General features: G+C 68.5%; 9 protein-coding genes and 4 pseudogenes. 7 read left to right on the plus strand and 6 right to left on the minus strand.

Translation table 11 applies throughout. The annotated features are described in order from the left end of the window. Window positions 1-178 precede the first annotated feature (178 nt). Window positions 179-400: a hypothetical protein gene (locus AQJ27_RS49850; RefSeq protein ID WP_235614026.1), complete on the plus strand. Its 222-nt coding sequence runs from the start codon at window positions 179-181 to the stop codon at window positions 398-400. Between the two features lie 937 nt (window positions 401-1337). Here AQJ27_RS49850 and AQJ27_RS49855 read toward each other — a convergent pair. Next, window positions 1338-1868, minus strand: a complete 531-nt coding sequence (locus AQJ27_RS49855) for an SMI1/KNR4 family protein (RefSeq protein ID WP_067385472.1) — start codon at window positions 1866-1868, stop codon at window positions 1338-1340. A gap of 126 nt (window positions 1869-1994) precedes the next feature. Between AQJ27_RS49855 and AQJ27_RS49860 the strand changes: the two genes are divergently transcribed. Together AQJ27_RS49860 and AQJ27_RS54235 are read left to right on the plus strand one after the other, a co-directional pair. Continuing rightward, window positions 1995-3371 (plus strand): IS1380 family transposase, encoded by a 1377-nt coding sequence (locus tag AQJ27_RS49860; RefSeq protein WP_079065920.1) that lies wholly within the window; start codon window positions 1995-1997, stop codon window positions 3369-3371. A 238-nt stretch (window positions 3372-3609) separates the two neighbouring features. Next, window positions 3610-4302: pseudogene (locus AQJ27_RS54235) on the plus strand (MFS transporter). A gap of 137 nt (window positions 4303-4439) precedes the next feature. Here the strand turns inward: AQJ27_RS54235 and AQJ27_RS59975 are convergent. The 4 genes and pseudogenes from AQJ27_RS59975 to AQJ27_RS49880 form a co-directional block, all read right to left on the minus strand. Then, window positions 4440-5204: pseudogene (locus AQJ27_RS59975) on the minus strand (ISL3 family transposase); the annotation flags it as partial. Between the two features lie 162 nt (window positions 5205-5366). Then, window positions 5367-5726 carry an Imm51 family immunity protein gene (locus tag AQJ27_RS49870; RefSeq protein ID WP_067385478.1) on the minus strand — a complete coding sequence of 120 codons (360 nt, stop codon included), beginning with the start codon at window positions 5724-5726 and terminating at the stop codon, window positions 5367-5369. A 214-nt stretch (window positions 5727-5940) separates the two neighbouring features. Continuing rightward, the gene (locus AQJ27_RS49875) at window positions 5941-7038 is read right to left on the minus strand and encodes a MerR family transcriptional regulator (RefSeq protein WP_067385480.1); all 1098 of its coding nucleotides are present in this window, start codon (window positions 7036-7038) and stop codon (window positions 5941-5943) included. Window positions 7039-7694: 656 nt separating this feature from the next. Then, window positions 7695-8645 (minus strand): RNA-binding protein, encoded by a 951-nt coding sequence (locus AQJ27_RS49880; protein WP_067385482.1) that lies wholly within the window; start codon window positions 8643-8645, stop codon window positions 7695-7697. A gap of 447 nt (window positions 8646-9092) precedes the next feature. Between AQJ27_RS49880 and AQJ27_RS54240 the strand changes: the two are divergent. From AQJ27_RS54240 to AQJ27_RS49905, 4 genes and pseudogenes are all read left to right on the plus strand, one after another. Beyond that, window positions 9093-10200 (plus strand): annotated as a pseudogene (locus tag AQJ27_RS54240) (PHP domain-containing protein); the annotation flags it as partial. Window positions 10201-10446: 246 nt separating this feature from the next. Next, window positions 10447-13464 (plus strand): TnsA-like heteromeric transposase endonuclease subunit, encoded by a 3018-nt coding sequence (locus AQJ27_RS49895; protein ID WP_235614027.1) that lies wholly within the window; start codon window positions 10447-10449, stop codon window positions 13462-13464. Then, the gene (locus tag AQJ27_RS49900) at window positions 13461-14603 is read left to right on the plus strand and encodes a TniB family NTP-binding protein (protein ID WP_067385488.1); all 1143 of its coding nucleotides are present in this window, start codon (window positions 13461-13463) and stop codon (window positions 14601-14603) included. Before AQJ27_RS49895 ends, AQJ27_RS49900 begins: the two co-directional genes overlap by 4 nt. Further along, window positions 14600-16744 carry a TniQ family protein gene (locus AQJ27_RS49905; RefSeq protein ID WP_079065922.1) on the plus strand — a complete coding sequence of 715 codons (2145 nt, stop codon included), beginning with the start codon at window positions 14600-14602 and terminating at the stop codon, window positions 16742-16744. Before AQJ27_RS49900 ends, AQJ27_RS49905 begins: the two co-directional genes overlap by 4 nt. A gap of 114 nt (window positions 16745-16858) precedes the next feature. Here AQJ27_RS49905 and AQJ27_RS60650 read toward each other — a convergent pair. Further along, window positions 16859-17170: pseudogene (locus AQJ27_RS60650) on the minus strand (IS982 family transposase); the annotation flags it as partial. Window positions 17171-17354 lie beyond the last annotated feature (184 nt).

Consider the following 17354-nt stretch of genomic DNA (forward strand, 5'->3'; position numbering starts at 1 on the left):
TGGCTAATGCGATTAGCTGTAGACTAGTAACGTTAGCTGTGAAGGTCAACACCACACCCAGCCGCGCTCGATCGGGGGCCAGGCATCGGGAACGAAGAGTGACCTCGCCGCGCGGCGCCGGACCCGCTGACCAACACCCCGGACAACGCCGTATCACCGCAGGTCAGCGACCAGCACCATGACGCGCACCCTGCTGCACATCGACGACGCCGCCTGCTCCCACCATGATGGCGACAGTGAGGAAGCGTGCCGTCGTACGGTCGCCGCCCTGACCGGGGTGCCGGACGGCTACCGCACCGGCCTCGTCCGCCGCCGCGCCCTGGACCTGTACGAGGCAATCCCCACCGAGCACCACCACGAACGCGCCGTACGGGAACTCCGGGACGTCCTGGCCGCGTGAACTCGCATGTGCCGGTGGAGCTCACGCCCCGAGGCGGCCAGCGCCCGGAACTCTCGGCCTGTGAGTACGTGCAGGCCAAGAGTCCCCGGACCTGCACGCACCGCGGCCGAGATCGGTACAACACGGCTCGCCCAGCACCACATGTAGGCCGAGTGAACCGACGTGGTGCAGATGTGTTCACCGTTTTGCGGTCTCACCCACCTGCCCGTGCGTAGCCTCGCTGGGCTCGGTAGAGGACGTGTTCAAGCGGGAGGAAGCGGCATCACGCGAAGCGCGTTCCCGGGACTCCGCGCGTGCGGGGAGGGTGTTGGTGACATCGGGCCGGTTGCCAGCCGTGGCGAGCAGGGTGCTGATCCGGCGGGCGAAATCAGTGCCAGGCGTAGGCAGGTCCACCTCGGGCTGGCGGAGGTAGCCGACGGCGACTGCGGTGGGGACGTACGCCATGAGTTCGCTGACCGCGGCGGAGCGGGGTCGGGCGCTGTATTTCGCCAGGTGGCGCAGGACCCTCAGAATCGTGGTGGTGGAGGTACTGGTGATTCGGTGGGCTGCCGGATGCCAGGCGGTGGGGGCTTCGGTGTTCGGGCTAGGGATGTCCTGATCGTGCGGCCCGGGTGGTCGAGCGGGGGTGAAAGACCTTCGACTCCTGGTCGTCTCAGCGGCTGGGTGAAGCTGAGGGCAGCCTGAGCCGGGAGACGCCGGGGAGGGCGGCAGCAGCCCTGACAACGCCGGGACGTGCCGGTACTGCCAGATGGTGCGGGTTCGGTCAGCGAGACGGGAAGGTGTACGCGAGGAACCGGTGTCTGACGCCCCTTAACCTCGGGCTTTCGTGACCAGGGGCTTCCGGAGAAGGGCTGTCGCGGGTCGATGGCGTGTGAGCTGGGTCGACGTGTTGCGGTGGCGAAGTTGGGGACAGGAGCCGTGGTGCACTTGGGAGGTGCTACAGCAAGGAGCCCCAATCGTCGGACTCGCGCATGCGTCGATCCTCCTCCCGCCAAGACTCGAAGGTTGGCGGGTCAATACTCAGCTGAGCGTTGAGGGGCGGCGTGATGTGCCCACTGACCAGATGGACAAGGAAGTCGACCATGCCAAGGTCGTAGTCGTACCAGGTTTGGGACCGGGTAAGGACAGCCACGGTCCAGCGGTTCGGGTCGCCATCCGTGCAACGCCAGTAGAAGTTATCGGCCCCCTCGTTCGCACCCCAGCGCAAGAGGTTGTCCGAGGGCGGGTAGGGGCGTTCGTAGACCAAGTGGTCATCGTACGGATGGCCGACGAATGGCGGACTCATGATGCCCAGCGAGTCGCTGATGGCGCCCATCCCATAGGTGGCAATGAAGTCCCGAAAGTCATCTGGGAACCGCCATCCGAAGTTCGCGTGCACCTGATCCCAGTCCACCGTGTCGCCGCCCTCGGCCGGCGGAGGCATCAGCTGAATCAGCCGCTTGACCGCGTCATGCATCGCAACCTCCATGAAGACTCCTGGCGTGCGTCCTCCTGGCTCAAGCACTGGCTGACCTGGTAGAGAGTGCCGCTGGGGGCTGGGACGCTAAAGCTTGTCCAGGATCCTGATGGTTGCCGAGGAAGAGGGACTTTCCAGGTGAGCAAGCGTATCGGGTCGTATCCGCGGGTCTGCGCTCGGGACGATGGGGATGGGTTGGTCTCGCAGGCCGGTGGGGTGCTGCTGGTGGAGACAGTCCGCAAGTCCGGCCTGGATGCGGCGATGTCAGCGGCGTTGGCGCCGTGGCGCAGGCCGCGGGCGGTGCACGACCCGGGCAAGATCCTGCTGGACCTCGCCCTGGCGGTGGCACTGGGCGGGGACTGCCTGTCGGACATTGGCGTACTGCGGGCCGAACCAGCCCTGTTCGGCCTGGTGGCCTCCGATCCGACCGTCTCCAGGCTGGTGGACACCCTGGCCGGCGCGGGCCCTCGCGCACTGGCAGCGATCCGGCGGTCCAGGGCCGAAGTCCGCCAGCGAGTCTGGCGGTTGGCTGGCGCCGACGCCCCCGATGCGGACAGGCAGGTGATCGTGGACATCGACGGTGTCCTGGTAGTAGCCCACTCCGAGAAGCAGGACGCTACCGCGACGTGGAAGAAGACCTTCGGGCACCACCCACTTATTGCATTCGTCGACCACGGCCCCGGCGGGTCCGGGGAACCGGTGTCCGCGCTGCTGCGGCCCGGCAACGCTGGCAGCAACACCGCCGCCGACCATGTCACCACCACCAAACTGGCCCTGGCCCAACTGCCCAAACACCACCGACGGGGCCGCTCGACACTGATCCGCACCGACTCCGCAGGCGGTACCCACGACTTCCTGGACTGGCTCACCAGCCGCGGCCGGTGGCTGTCCTACTCGGTCGGGATGACCATCACCGACGCCGTCCACCACGCCGTCCTACAGATCCCGGAGACGGCCTGGACACCGGCGGTCGAAACCGACGGCCAGCCCCGAGACGGTGCCTGGGTCGCCGAACTGGCGGGGGACGTCCTCAAGGGCTGGCCGACCGGTATGCGACTCATAGTCCGAAAAGAGCGCCCGCACCCCGGCGCCCAGTTGCGGTTCACCGACGCCGACGGAATGCGGCTGACCTGCTTCGCCACCAACACGACCGGTACCACCATCGCCGCCCTGGAACTGCGGCACCGCCAGCGCGCCCGAGCCGAGGACCGCATCCGCGCCGCCCGCGACACCGGCCTGCGCAACCTCCCCCTGCACCACACCTCCAGCAACCAGCTCTGGCTGGAGATCGTCCAGCTCGCACTCGACCTGCTGGCCTGGATGCCGATGCTCGCGCTGACCGGCCCAGCCCGCCGCTGGGAACCCAAAAAGCTCCGGTTCAGGCTGTTCTCGGCGGCCGCCCGTCTGGTCACGACCGGCCGGCAACGCATCCTCCGCCTCGGCGTCCACTGGCCCTGGACCCACGTGATCACCGACGCCCTCACCCGACTGCAAGCCCTACCCAACCCCGGCTGACCAGTGCGAACGACCCGCCCCGACGAGCACCCAAGATTTTCCGGACCTGTGGAATCCGGCGCCCACCCGGCACGACAGCCGGGCCCCCAGCCTGCCCGCCCCCATAAACAACCCACAACCCGGCAAGCAAAAAAGCCCCGCCCCACGCCCCGGACAACAGTCGGAGCGGGCCCAGCTGTGGCCCCTGTACGCGGCGGGCTTCACCACCGCGTTCGGTGCCCACAGCGTCGCGGCGAACCTGGGCCGCTTCACCACCGGACACCACCAGTCGCTCCTGGTCCTGGGCGGCCTGCTCGCCCTGTACGACGGCGCCGAGGTCCTCCTCAAGCCCGTCTTCGGCACCCTGGCCGACAAGGTCGGCCCCCGCCCGGTACTGCTCAGCGGACTGCTCGCATTCGCCGCGGCCTCGGCCCTGTTCGCCTTCGCCGACAACACCTCGCTGCTGTGGGCGGCCCGTCTGGGCTAGGGCGCAGCTGCCTCCGCCTTCTCCCCGGCCGCCTCCGCCCTGGTCGCCCGCCTCAACCCCGTCGCCAAGCACGGCCGGGCGTTCGGCTCCTACGGCTTCTACAAGAGCATCGGCTACACCGCCGGCCCGCTGCTCGGCGGGGCGCTGGTGGCCGGAGGCGGACTGCCGCTGCTGTTCACCGCCATGACCGCGCTGGCCGCCGCCGTCGCCGCCTGGGCGGCCGTTGCCGTCCCCGCCGTGCCGCCGCTGCCCAAGGCCCGACAGACGGTGCTCGACCTCGCTAAACGGCTCGGCCAGGGCAGTTTCCTGCGCCCGACCGCCGCACTGGCACTGGCCACCGCGGCCCTGTCGGCCGGCGTGGGCTTCCTGCCGGTCACCGGCGCCGCCGCCCACCTCGGGCCGGTTGCCACCGGGGCAGCCGTCTCCCTGCTCGCGGCCTGCGCCCCGTGGACGAGAGCGTGGTGAGCGCGGGCCCGTTCAGCGAACTTGCCGGTCGGGTCATCCGTTTCGGCCTCCTGGCCGGGTGCTGCCTCGGCCGGCGTCTCCCATGCGGGCTCGGGTTCCAGGCTGGGCGGCGGTAGGTCGCGCAGGCAGGAGCGGTGGTCGGCGACGGTCTTCTCGACCGCGGTAGCGAGGTTCTGCCAGAGGTGGAACCGGTCGGCGACCTGGAGGGCCTGGGGTGCTGCGGTGCTGGCTGCCTCGGCGTAGGCGCCGGCGCGGTCGCGGCAGACGACCTCGATTCCGGGATGGGCCGCGAGCCACGGGGCAAGGGTGGCGGCATCGCGCTCGGGCAGCAGGTCGAGAACCTGGTGGGTCTCGGCGTCGATCACGACCGTTCCGTAGACGTGGCCGCGCCGGAGCGCGAAGTCGTCCACGCCGACGGCGCGGGGCTCCGTCGCTGCCGGGTCGGGCAGGTCCATCACCCGGCGCAGCAGCGTGGTGCGGCTGGTCGCGATGCCCATGACCCGGGCGAGACGGGCACCGGCCCGGCCTGCCAGGGCCAGCCCGATCTCACTCATCGCCTGGCGCAGCCGCTCGGTGACCCGGCCGTGCCGGCGGGTCAGCCCCGGCACCTGTTCCACGAACGTCCGCCGCCCACAAGCCGAGGCCGTGCAGAAGAACCGCCGAACCCGCAACGCGAGCTGTGCTCGTCGCCCGGCAGCGGGCAGATCTGCCGGAAACCGCAGGTAGGAGCTGTGGACCCGTTCCGTCCAGTGAGCGCAGTCGGGACAGGCGGCCCCGGTGGGCGTGCACCGGGCCTCGACGCGTATCGCCTCGCCGTGCGTATCTACGGCCACGACGGCGACGCCGGGGACCGACGGGAACAACAACTCCTGGAGCCGGGACAACACCTCGTTCACGGCCACCGAATGTCGGCCGTGTCACCTGCACCAGGAACGATTTCAAGGCGTCTTCCGCACCCACCGCAAGAAGATCAACAACTACAATGCGTGACCGTCTCACGGAACTTGTGCCAGACCCCTGAGGTGGCCCCGGGTTCCGGTCAGTCCTGGCCCCGCTCATGGGCCCTATCGGTCCAGGAAGCGTGGGTCGGCCGTCAGGATGTACCGGCTGAGGAGTTCGCGGTTATGGAAGGCGGAGTGCAAGAGGACGGCCAGGTCTGTGAGGGCTTCAAGGTCGCTGCTCGAGACAACGAACGTGCCGGCTTCTGATCCGAAGTGGAGCTTGTCCGCTCTGCCGGGCATACGAGAACTGACCAGTGACTCAGCCAGCCCCTCCCAGCCGTGACCATGGCTCTCGGCGTTGTGCTCCTCGAAGACGTCGGCGACCTGCTCCATGTCGCCGTCGAAGAGATAGAGGCAGTAGGAGGGTTCGGGCTCGCCGGTTTCGTCTAGGTGGAACGGGGCCAGGGCTGATGGGTCACTCATGGGGGTGATGGTAGGTGCCCTGGTCTTGATCGGGACCGGGCGGTTCGTCAGGCTGAGCGGGTGTTCGTCTTCGCCGTCCTGGCTTTAGTCTGGGCGAGCCGGTAGGACTCGGTGCCGGTCTCGATGATGGTGCCGTTGAAGGCCGCCAGACCCGCTGGGTCAAGCACCAGCGGGCCGATCAGGAGCCGCCATCACGCTGAACCTGCGACGCGGGTCAAGCTATGAGCAGGCGGAGGCCGAGATCTGCCGCGTCAAGGCCGGCGAGGTCGCTGTTGCGCTCGGCCCACCGGCCGGAGTCGAGGTCGTCGCTGAGGCTTCGCACCGCGCGCTGCTCGGCCTTTGGCCCGACCCTCGTCCACACCGACATCGCACGGCGCACATGATCCTCCAGATACGCCCCCGGTCGGCGCCAGTACGCCTCGAACAGGCCGTCAGCGCAGTCCCACGGGATGGGCACCGGCTCAGCGCGGGCGCCGATCGCGCCGGCCATCCCAGCAAGCGAGGGAAATTCCGCGAGGACGGCGGCGAACTCGGGCAGGTAGTCACGGGTAAGCCAGAACCGGTCCTGCCATCCGGGCTCGTCGGTGTCGAACGTGAGCACCACCACGCGGCGGGCCACGCGCCGCATCTCGCGCAGCCCTGTTATCGGGTCCCCCCAGTGGTGAACGGTGGAGACGGCCATCGCGACGTCGAAGGACTGGTCCTCGAACGGCAGGCTCTCCGCGGCAGCGGCCACGCACGGCGCCGAGCCAGCAGGCCGCTGCCCCCGCATGACCGCCGATGGCTCCACCGCGGTCACGTCGCGATCAGCAGGCTCGTAGGAGCCGGTGCCAGCCCCGACGTTCAGCACCGTCTGCGCGTCCCCGAGCGCGTCCCAGATCCGCGCGGCGATCCGCGGCTCGGTACGCCGTGTTGCGGTGTAAGCGCCGCCGATCGCGTCGTACAGCCGTGCACCGAGCATCTCCAGCTGCTCCTCCGGCGTCACCATCAGTCCCTTCGCCCGTGCCTCAAGTTCCCTGTCGATGGCCGCCACCATGGCGTCAGCGCGATCACGCCGCTCCAGCAGCAGGCCGCGCAGTCGGCGCAGGTGCGCGACCGCGTCGGTGGACGGGTCCCCGACCAGTTCCGCAACCTCCCGCAGCCCGAAGCCCAACCGCCGATAGGCCAGCACCTCCCGCAGCCGCTCCACGTCGCCCGCCGAATAGGCCCGGTATCCGGCTGCGGTCCGCGCCGACGGCTGAACGAGCCTGATCTCGTCATAGTGATGCAGCGTGCGAACGCTCACGCCGGCCAGCTCGGCCACGCGTCCCACGGTCCAGTGATCCTCCACGGCACCGACTATGCAGCCTGACGCCACGTGAGGGTCAAGAGCCTCACTCACGGCAGCAAGAGCCAAACGCGAAGCAGCGGTCCGAGGCGACTCCCGCAAGCCAGAGCGATGGTCTGGTTCAGAGAAGCCTGGAACCCGACGGAGTGGCCCCACAGCGACCGAGTGACATCAAAAGTCACTGACATTGATCACGATGCCCGCCCCAGAATGACTTCCGAAGTCGCTTCGAAATGACTCCCTCTGAAACTGACACAGCCACAGTGCTCCCGTTCCTCGTCCGCCCTCACCCACACCCCACCCAATGTTTCCCCGAAACTATCCGCAACCCCCGTGACCTGACCGGTGGCTTCGCAAACTATCGCGCACCGCTCGCAAACAAGGCTGCACTGTCACACCAATGTGACCGTGCGGCATTGTTTGCGAGCGATCGCGAGGAAGGGCCTGGTCGGGGGGCCGGTGGTGCGCGATGGTTTGCGAGTTTGGCAGGCCGCAGTTTGCCCGCTCGCAGTCGGGTTGGTCACCCGTCGTGACGGCGAGGCGGCCCGGCAGGGCGCTCGGTCAGAGTGCCCTGCAAGGCCAGGCGGAGTCGGGGCGAGCAGCGTTGGGCCGACCCCGTAGACAGGACATGGAGAACCAGGTCACCATCTGGTGCGCAGCACGCCGTCACTGTCAGGTAGAGCAACGTGGAACAGCGGGTGGCGTTCGTCGAGGGCCAGGGGCAGGGAGCAGGCCGCCCTCGCGCCTGCCACCAAAGTGGTGAGCTGTTGGTGGTGGGTCTCGTCGACGGTCACGTGGCGGATCGTTCCGTTCGGCGCCTCCCAGACGAAGTCCACGGATTCGTCCTCGGGCAGCGCGGCAAGGACCGCATCGACATCAGGGGTGAGGTCGGGCCAGACGGTCAGGAGCGCGCGTGGGCCGAGCACGGCGCGGACGGTATCGAGGTTGTTCTCGGTGAGGCGATGCCAGCGGGTGGCGTTGCGGAGGTAGGTCTCCTCCAGGAGGAGCGTCTGCGGTGCGGCCAGTTCTGCGCGTACTCGTTCCCAGAACTCCTCGTCCGCAGCCTGTGTCACCTCTGGTTCCTCAAGGTCTGCGGCGTAGGGCGAGGCCGTGATCGGTTCCGCGAACAGGCCGAGCTCGCGGGTCCGGGCGACCGCTGCTTCGCAGGGCTGGTCGCTGCCGACGTACAGGTACTGATCCCACCCGACGTGCACGGTGAACGTGTCCTGCTGCTCCAGCCGGCACCAGGCGCCCTGGTCGCGGAGCATGGCCCTGACCAGCTCCAGCGCGACCGGCACTGAGACTTCGGCACCGTCGTAGTAGCCGGTGAGGTCGGGCGGGAACAGCCCAGCGAGGCCGTGCCCGTCAACGGCCGCCTCTAGGCCGAAGTTAACGAAGCCGGTGACCTCCGGTTCACGGATCTCCAGCCGGTCAATGCCCGATTCCTGCGCGAAGGCGGCGATCGCCTCCAAGTAGGCCGCTTCGACCGGCCCGTGGTCGCTCACCGTGTCCTCAGCGCCGTTGTAGTGCCCGTGCTCGTCGCGGTCGGCGGGGTTGTACTTGGTTATCCGGTGGGCGAAGGACGGCGGCACGCTGCTCCCTGGACTGTTGGAAGGGGATGTCAGCGTAGTTCGTGACAACGGCCTGCCGGGTTCCTGCCGCGACCTCCACCGTCAGCCCTCTCGGCAGGAGCGCGTACTCCTATTCGCCGCTGTCACAACAGTCCGGGCTTTCGCGCTGACGTCTGCGAAGCCTGTCTACACATGACCGGGACGCTGACGCACCCGCCTACAGAAGAGCCGGACTGCCTACACATCGCGGGGACAGGACGGCTCCTCCGAGCCACCGTACAGAGAGTCACCGGCGACTCGCTCGCAAGCCTGTCGTGCTCCACTCGCAAACTGTCGTGCTCCGTCACAACCAACGTCACAGTGGCGGGGGCAGCACCGATTCACTCTTTCGAACACTTGCGCGATTACGAGTTGTGGTGGATACCTGGAGAGGTCACAGGTCAGGGGAGGGACACGCGGAGACAGGAGGTGCGGAGCCGTGGATTTACTCATCTGCACGTCGCCTCCGGCTACTCCGCCCGCTACGGCGCCTCGCTCCCCCACACGCTTGTGCAGCGTGCTGTCGAGCGCGGGATGACGACGCTCGCGCTGACCGACCGGGACACCGTGGCCGGCACGGTCCACTTCGCGAAGGCCGCGGCCGCCGCCGGCATCCGGCCCGTCTTCGGGGTCGACCTCGCGGTCGCTCCGGCCGCCGAGCCCGCTCCGGGCAGTGGGCGGCGTCGGACACCGGTCCGCGGCGGCGCCCATGTCACCGAGGCGCGGTGGCGCATCACGCTGCTCGCACAGACCGCGGGCGGCTGGGCGCGGTTGTGCCGGATCGTGTCGGCCGCGCACGCGAGTCCGGTGGACGGCGTGCCACTCGCCGCGTGGCCGGTGCTCGAGGAGCACCTCGGTGACGGCCTGGTGGTGCTGCTCGGTCCTGCCTCCGAGCCGGTGGCCGCGCTCATGGCGGGCCGCCCGGATCTGGCAGAGCGCCTCCTCGCGCCGTGGCAGGCGATCGCCGGGCCGGGCCTGCGCCTGGAGGCCGTGCACCTGGGCCATACCGGCACTGGCGGTGCAGCTCGGCGACCAGCTCGGGATCCCGGTCGTCGTCTCGAACGCGGTGCGCTACGCCGATCCCGGACAGCACCGGCTGGCGGATGTGCTGGATGCGGCGCGGCTGCTGCGGCCGATCGACCGGCGCGCTGTGGACGGCGGGGAGCGGTGGCTGAAGGGGACGGCGGAGATGACCGCGCTCGCCGTACGCATCGCGGAGGCGGCCGGCCACGGGTTGGAGCGTGCGGCGGCCCTGCTGGCCGAGACCGAGGAGACGGCGGCCTCATGCACCGTGGACCCGGTGCGCGATCTCGGGCTGGGCACCCCGCACTTCCCCGAGCCGCACGTGGTGGGCGCCGACCGAGCGCGAGGTGGGGCGATGCGGCTGCTGCGCCAGCGTTGCGAGGCCGGTATGACCGCCCGCGGCCTCGACACCGATGCGGCCGCCGTACGACAGCTGGACTACGAGCTCGGCGTCATCGGGCGGCTCGGCTACGAGGGCTACTTCCTCGCGGTCGCCCAAGTCGTCGCGGACGTTGTAGGTTCGCATTTCGCGTGTCCCTTTCTCATCGACGGCGACCCTTTTCTGGCCCAAGGGACAACGCAGTGGGACGAACGCCCGTCTGATCGTTCACTCGTCGTAGTGCGTTCCCGGTCCCGTTCTATGCAGCGGTCCCCTCCCGCTCGATCGTGGATACGTCGCAGCTGATCGAGACCGGGAGCTCTGCGCCCCGCTCTGGCTGCTCGGGGGTGGGGCATGTCGCGTGTGATCGGCGAAGTCTCGATGAGTCTCCGTCGCACGGACGGAGAGATCGACGAGGGCCTGGTCTGGTCGACATCGGGCACCGACGTCTTCGAGCCCACCATCCCGTGGCGTACGTTCCGCTGGCGCAACGGGCAGAAGCACTACTCCGGCACGCACTGGTCTTCCACGATGCGTGACCACGTCGTCTACGAGTCCCGCCTTGAGCTGACACGCCTGCTTTACGCCGACTTCGACCAGGACGTGACGGCCGTCTTCGCCCAGCCGTTCCTCCTCACCACCACCGTGGACGGGCGAAAGCGTCGCCATGTCCCGGACTACCTCGTGCTGCGCGAGAAGGACGTTCCACTGGTCGTGGACGTCAAGCCGCGGCACCTGCTCACCCGACCGAAGGTGAACTTCACGCTCGCCTGGGCACGCGAGGTCGCCCTGTCGCGCGGCTGGGACTTCGAAGTGTGGTCCGAGCCGCCAGTAGACGAGTTGGCCAACCTGCGTTTCCTCTCGGGCTATCGCCGCGACTGGCTCTTCGACCAAGAACTGCTTGCGGAGATACGTCAGACGGATCTGCACGGGGCGACCCTGGGCGAGGCGTTTCACGCCTTCCCTCGACACCCCGGCTGGAAGGTACGGGCCGCCGTGCTGCGGCTGTTGTGGAGCCAGCACCTCGTGACCGACCTGACGGAGGTCTTGTCCCAGCGGCACGTCCTGGGCCAGGGGCCGGCCACGGTGATCGGCTCCGGCCGACGCGACCTTCCTCATCCCGTCGACGAGGCCGAACTCGACGACGGTGACGACGAGCCGGTCTATCGCATGCGGGGATCTCGTTCGGGAGGACAGGTGAACGGAGCCGCGGTACGTGTCGGGGTGGGCACGAGGCTGAAGTACGACGGCGAAGTCGTCGTGGTGGAGGAGATGTTCGGCTCGGCCGCGGGCAACGAGCTCCTGGTCTGCGACGGGGCCGGCCGCAGGTTCCGTTTGTCTTTGCGGGTGGCGCTCTCCTCGGGCCGGGCCACGGTCATTGCGACCGGACCGGGACCGGAGGCCGACGATGACCGCGAGACGGCCTCGGTGCTGTTCGCTCTGCTCAGTAAGGGGGAGCTGGCCGAGGTCAGGGAGCGGGCCGCCCATGTCAACGAGGTTCTGACCGGCTTTCGTTCGGGCAGCGAGGAGGCGCCGGAGCCGGGCGAGCCACGGCCGCAGTACGCGGCCACGGTGCCCAAGCTGCAGCGGTACGAGGCGAAGGCCACCGAGCTGGGCGTGAGCGTGCGGACCATCAAGCGGTGGGTGCGCGCCTTCCTTCTCGACCGGGAGGCCGGGCTGGTGCACGGCGGCCCGGATCGCGGAAGCGGGGACATGGGCAAGCTGGGCCGGGCCGATCGACGGTGGGTGGAGATGGCCCTGGAGATCATGGCCGAGCACGGAGAGGAGTCGGAGTCAAAGCCGACTCGCGCGAAGGTGATCCGCATGATCGGCCCGCGCTTGGTTGCCCGCTATGGCAAGGGCGAGGTGAAGCTGCCGACCCGGGCGACCGCGTACCGGTGGCTTGAGGAGCTGGAGCGGCGGCTGCCGACGTTCCGCCTCAGCACGAAACGCAACCGGGACATCGCCTCCCGGCCGCCGGGCGCGTATGGGAAGCTGCGGCCGACCAGGCCGGGCGAGTACCTGCTGATGGACACCACGCGTCTGGACGTCTTCGCGATGGACCCGATCACGCTGAAGTGGGTGCAGGCCGAGCTGACCGTGGCGATGGACTGGTACGACCGCTGTGTCACGGGGATCCGGGTGACGCCGGTGTCCACGCAGTCCATCGACGTCGCGGCGGTTTTGTTCCAGACCTATCGTCCCCGGCCGCCGGGCAAGGGCTGGCCGTCGTGGGCGGTCTGGCCCGATCACGGCGTTCCCCACACTGTCTTCGTGGAGCGCGAGGCGCTGGAGGAGGACCCGGAGGGCGGGGGTGCGAAGGGGTCTGCGGGCCCGGCGCTGGTTCCCGAGACCATCGTGGTCGACCACGGGAAGCCGTACATCAGCGAGCACATCACCTCGGTGTGCCGGCGTCTTGGGCTGTCGATCCAGCCGGCTCGCCTGCGTACGGGCCGGGATAAGGGGCCGATCGAGAGATTTTTCAGGACCCTGCGTGAGGGCCTGCTGGAGTTGCTGCCCGGGTACAAGGGGCCGGATGTGTTCTCGCGGGGCGAGCGTCCGGAGGACGCCGCGTTCTTCTTCCTCCACGAGTTGGAGGCCATCATCCGTGAATGGGTGGCCTGCACATATCACCACAGGCCGCATATGGGGCTCCTCGACGCGAACGTGCCGGGCCAGCAGCTGTCGCCGGCGATGATGTTCGAGCATGGGATTGCCCGTGCCGGGTACATCGAGGTGCCCCGCGACCCCGCGCTCGGCTTCGAGTTCCTCAAGACCGAGTGGAAGCCGCTGCATCACTACGGCGTCGAGATCCGCAAGTGCCGCTACAACGGCCCCGGTTTGGACGGCTACCGGGGCGAGAGCAGCGAGTACACCGGGGTGAAGGCCAAGGGCATGTGGCCCATCCAGGTCGACCCGGACAACATCAACTACATCTACTTCCGGCGCCCGGACACCCGCCGCTGGCACGCCCTGGAGTGGGAACACGCGCCGGCGCTGAAGTTCCCGATCAGCGAGGGAGCCATCGAGCTCGCCCGGAAGCTGGCGGGCGAGAAGTCGCCCTTCCTCGACGACGAGGCGGCGGTCGCCGAGCTGCTGGAACGGTGGCACCTGGGACTGGGGCTGACGTTGCCGGAGCGACGTCTTGCCCTGCGCCAAGCCCGTGAACAGTCCGCCTTCGACCTGCCGGAAACCGTGTGGGACGACGTCCGCGCGCTGCCGTCCGTCGCCCGGATCCTGGCCGCCGGCGAGGACGAAGACGATGACGCGGAGGATCCCCAGGCGGGCGAGGACGAGCCGTACGAGGGCTCGGTGCCCAGCGACGACGACGAGGACGACGAACTCGAGGGCCCCGATGACGACGGGGACTTCTACGACGATGCCCTGGAGGACGCGTGACGCTACCCCGCCCCGAGAACCCGCCGCTGGACAACCTCACTCTCTCCCGCAAGGAGGGCCTTCGCGCTCTTGCCGAGGCGCCGAAGCGGCAGCCGCCGGAGCTGCTCACCCTCAAACAGAAGGCGGACCTGGGCGAGGCGGCACTTGTGGAGTACGAGCAGGGCCGGAGCGTCTGGCATGCCAACCTGGGGCCGATCGGCACGCCGCAACTCAAGGCGCTGCACGAAGACTTGCGGGACATCATCGACAGCAATCAGCAGGACGGCGACCAGGCCAAGGGCGCTGTGGCGGTGGACGCCTTCCCGGGACTCGGCAAGACCACCGCGGTCCTGGACTTCGTGCTGAAGTATCACCGGCGGGTGATCGAGCGGGAGGGCGCGTTCACCGCTTCCGGACACGAGCGGTGGCCGGTCTGCCGGGTCGGCCTGACCAGCAACATTGGCATGAAGGACTTCAACCGGTCGCTGCTGGAGTATTTCGCGCACCCCGGCCGCAAGACCGGCACCGCCACGCTCTTCGCGCAGCGCGCCCTGGACTGCGTGTTGGAATGCGAGACACGCATCTTGGTCATCGATGACCTGCACTTCCTGAAGTGGCATGACCGCAATGGGACCGAGGTCAGCAACCACTTCAAGTACATCGCGAACGAGTTCCCCGTCACGATCATCTTCATCGGTGTGGAGCTGGGCAATCGTGGCCTGTACTCCGAGGCCAACCCCTGCGGAAACATCACCATCGCGCAGACCGCGCGGCGCACCACCCCGCTGACGATGGAGCCGTTCGTCGTCACCAACGACAAGCACCGTCATGAGTGGCGCAGCTTGCTGCTCGCCCTGGAGCAGCGGATCGTGCTGTGCCGGAAGTTCCCCGGCATGCTCGCGGACGAGCTGTCCGATTACCTCTACATCCGCTCTACCGGCCACATCGGTTCGCTGATGACGCTGATCAACCGGGGATGTCAGCGCGCGGCCCGCACCGGCATCGAGCTCTTGGACGAGGAACTCCTCGACCAGGTCAAGCTGGACGCGGCGGCGGAGCGGGCGCGCAAGGCGCTCGCGAAGAAGTTCGCCCGCGGACGGATGACGACCCGGCCGCGCTCCCGGACCGCAAAGGCCGCCGCGAGGGTGACCGTTACATGACGCTGATGAGAACGCTGCCGCTGCGGGTTGAACCCGTTCCCGGTGAAGCGCTCGACTCATGGCTGGAGGCGGTGAGCCGTCAGTTGCGAACCCCGTGGAACGATCTCCTGCCTGATCTCGGACTCAGTGACCTGCGGCAGCATCCTCAGAAGCATCCCTCGTGGCTGACTCTGCTCCCCGACGCGGAAGCCGCAGCCCTATCCGCAGCCACTGGTGTCGAGCCCGCCCGGCTCCGCCGGATGACTCTTGCCCACTACGACGGTCGGGCCCTGGTTGTCGAACCCAAACCACGCATGATCCACCCGCGGCGTTTGTGGGGGCGTTCACGAGGGTCCTTCTTCTGCCCGGACTGCCTTCGCGAGAACGGCGGCCGATGGCTGCTGCGCTGGCGTCTGGGCTGGTCCTTCGCCTGCGTAAAGCACCGTCGGCTGCTCGGCGACCAGTGCCCTGTGTGCTGCCGGATGCCGCGTCTTCAGCCCTATCCGGCAAGTCACTTATCCGAGCCGAGCCGGTGCATGAACTCCCTGGCCGGGCAGGCGCGAACGCGCGGCCGGGCAGCTCTCCGATGCGGCCATCCGCTCACAGAAGTGCCGCACTGCTATCTGCCCGACGGGCACCGGGCCCTACTCGCCCAGCAGATGCTGAACCAGATCATCACCCGCGACCTTGCCGACATGGGCCTCTACGCGGAGCATCCACAGAACGCGATCACCGCGCTGGGCGACTTCAAGGCGCTTGCCTGCCGGGTCATCAACAGAGCCACACGACAGCACCTGACCGGCGTGCTGCCCGACGACCTCGTCGAGCTCGGCGCACACCTTCTGCCAGCAGAGCTACCCCGGGACGCTCAGACCCCGTCGCGGGACGGCGGCAAGGCCCCGTCCCGATCCGCCGTCACCGCCGTTTCCCTGACGGCGGCAGCGGAAATCCTGGCTCAACCTGATGTGCACGCGGCCGGCGAGGCGATGCGCTGGCTCATCAGCATCTACTACCCCACGAAGCCGCCGAGCCCCGCCCACGTACGGCCCTGGGGCGAAGGATGCAGTCCCGTCCTGAATGCCGTCATCATCAAGGCTCTTCAGCCCACGATGCAGCGTGGATCCGTCCTTCGCTACCGCACCGGATCAAGCCTGCCCGGCACTTACATGCACGTCACTGCCGCTGCAGGACGGGCGAAGAGGCTCCCGGGCCTGATGTGGGGCCGGTGGGCATTGAGGATGCTGCCACCGAAAGGGTTCAATGTGCGAACGGTGCAGGTGGCGCTGCCTTGCCTCATCCTGCAGACCGGCAACACCCTCACCCACCCCCGGGCAGCAAAGATCCTGGGCGATGCCAGCACCCAGGAGAGCAACTTCCGGGTCCTGCACGCCCTGCAGAACAACCCGCGCTGGCCCGACACCCAGCGAGCCCTGCTCCGACTGGCCGAGCATCTGGACCACACCCCACCCCCCATCGACTACCAACGCCGCCGCGAGCTCAACTACAGCGACGTGCTGCCCGAAGAGGACTGGCACCGGTTCTGTCACGCCGCCCAGGCAGCTGTGGGCCAAGGCCCCCGCTACCTCGTCACCCGGTGCTACCTGATCGAACGGATCAGCGCCATGCCGGTAGGACTCGCTCCTGAGCTGCGCAGCCAACTCTCCGGCTTCCCCGCCACCTTGACGCCGCAGTTCGTAGCCGAACTCGAGGCAACAGCCCACGCATTTCTGACCCGCTGCGGAATCAGCGAGCCCACGGTGTGGAAGCCCCCGGTGAAACTCCTCGACGGCCTGGCCCTGCCCGGCTTCGACCCGGCAGCAGTACAGGCCCGGGACATTCATGAGCTGATGCGGAAACAGGGCCTGACCGCCGCCCAGACCGCCGACCGGCTGGGCACCTCCTCCCACGTGATCCACCACATCCTTGAGCGAGTGCCTCTCGCGCAGAACCTGTACCAGGCACGGCTCGCCGGAACGAAGCGCGAGGAACTCAAACGCCGCCTGCCCAGGGTGGTGTTGGCGCAGCTCGGACGGCGCTACTCCGAGGCAGAGATCGCCCGCCGCTTCAGCGTGAGCAATCACATGGTCGCGGCGCTCCGCAAGGAATACGGGCTGCCAGCACCGCCGCGGGGCAACCGTGCCGTTCTGGCAACGGACCCCTAAGGCCCGCCGGCGAGGACGACGAGGAGTGCGGGACTCCGATCCTTCGACGCCTTCGGCATCGACATCTGCGGCTGATCCAGGCATGACTGCACCTCCTGTTGCCGCCGGCGGTGTCCGGGCCAGGATCCGGATCATGCTGGTGAGCAGCGAGGACGCGGCGCGCAGCCGCTTGCTGTAGCCGGACTGCTGGAGCACGTAGGGGAAGAGGTGGCCGAAGTCCGCCCCGACACGGCGCAGCCAGCGCCGCTCGGAAATGTAACCGAGCAGCGCTGACGTGACCGCGAGGGTGACCAGTTCGGCGTCGTCACTGAGTGTGGGTGCGATCCCGACGGCGGGCCGACACGGGGCCAGCCACGGCGAAGCCTTCAACTCGTCGTCGATCCGGGCATAGAGTGCCGTTGCGAGGGTGTCCAGGTCTGTCTTCACACACTGACATTGGACGCCCTCGTCTCATGTCCGCAGGCCATCCCTCGAACCCAATCATCTAGCCATCGAGGACGGACTGGCCTGCCTCAGCCCGAGTCCGGCGCCTGGGTGTCGTCGGATGCGGTACTGGTCCCCGAGGGCCCGGGCGGTGGGTTGGCAGGCTTCTGCGGCGCGATCCGGGCGG

The organism is Streptomyces olivochromogenes (genome assembly GCF_001514115.1).
In the GTDB taxonomy this organism is placed as follows: Bacteria; Actinomycetota; Actinomycetes; order Streptomycetales; family Streptomycetaceae; genus Streptomyces; species Streptomyces olivochromogenes.

Excerpts from the sequence above, each read along its gene's own strand:
- AQJ27_RS49855 (WP_067385472.1), bottom strand. The coding sequence starts at position 1,868 with ATGGAGGTTGCGATGCATGACGCGGTCAAGCGGCTGATTCAGCTGATG.
- AQJ27_RS49870 (WP_067385478.1), bottom strand. The coding sequence starts at position 5,726 with ATGAGTGACCCATCAGCCCTGGCCCCGTTCCACCTAGACGAAACCGGC.
- AQJ27_RS49905 (WP_079065922.1), top strand. The coding sequence starts at position 14,600 with ATGACGCTGATGAGAACGCTGCCGCTGCGGGTTGAACCCGTTCCCGGT.
- AQJ27_RS49895 (WP_235614027.1), top strand. The coding sequence starts at position 10,447 with ATGAGTCTCCGTCGCACGGACGGAGAGATCGACGAGGGCCTGGTCTGG.
- AQJ27_RS49850 (WP_235614026.1), top strand. The coding sequence starts at position 179 with ATGACGCGCACCCTGCTGCACATCGACGACGCCGCCTGCTCCCACCAT.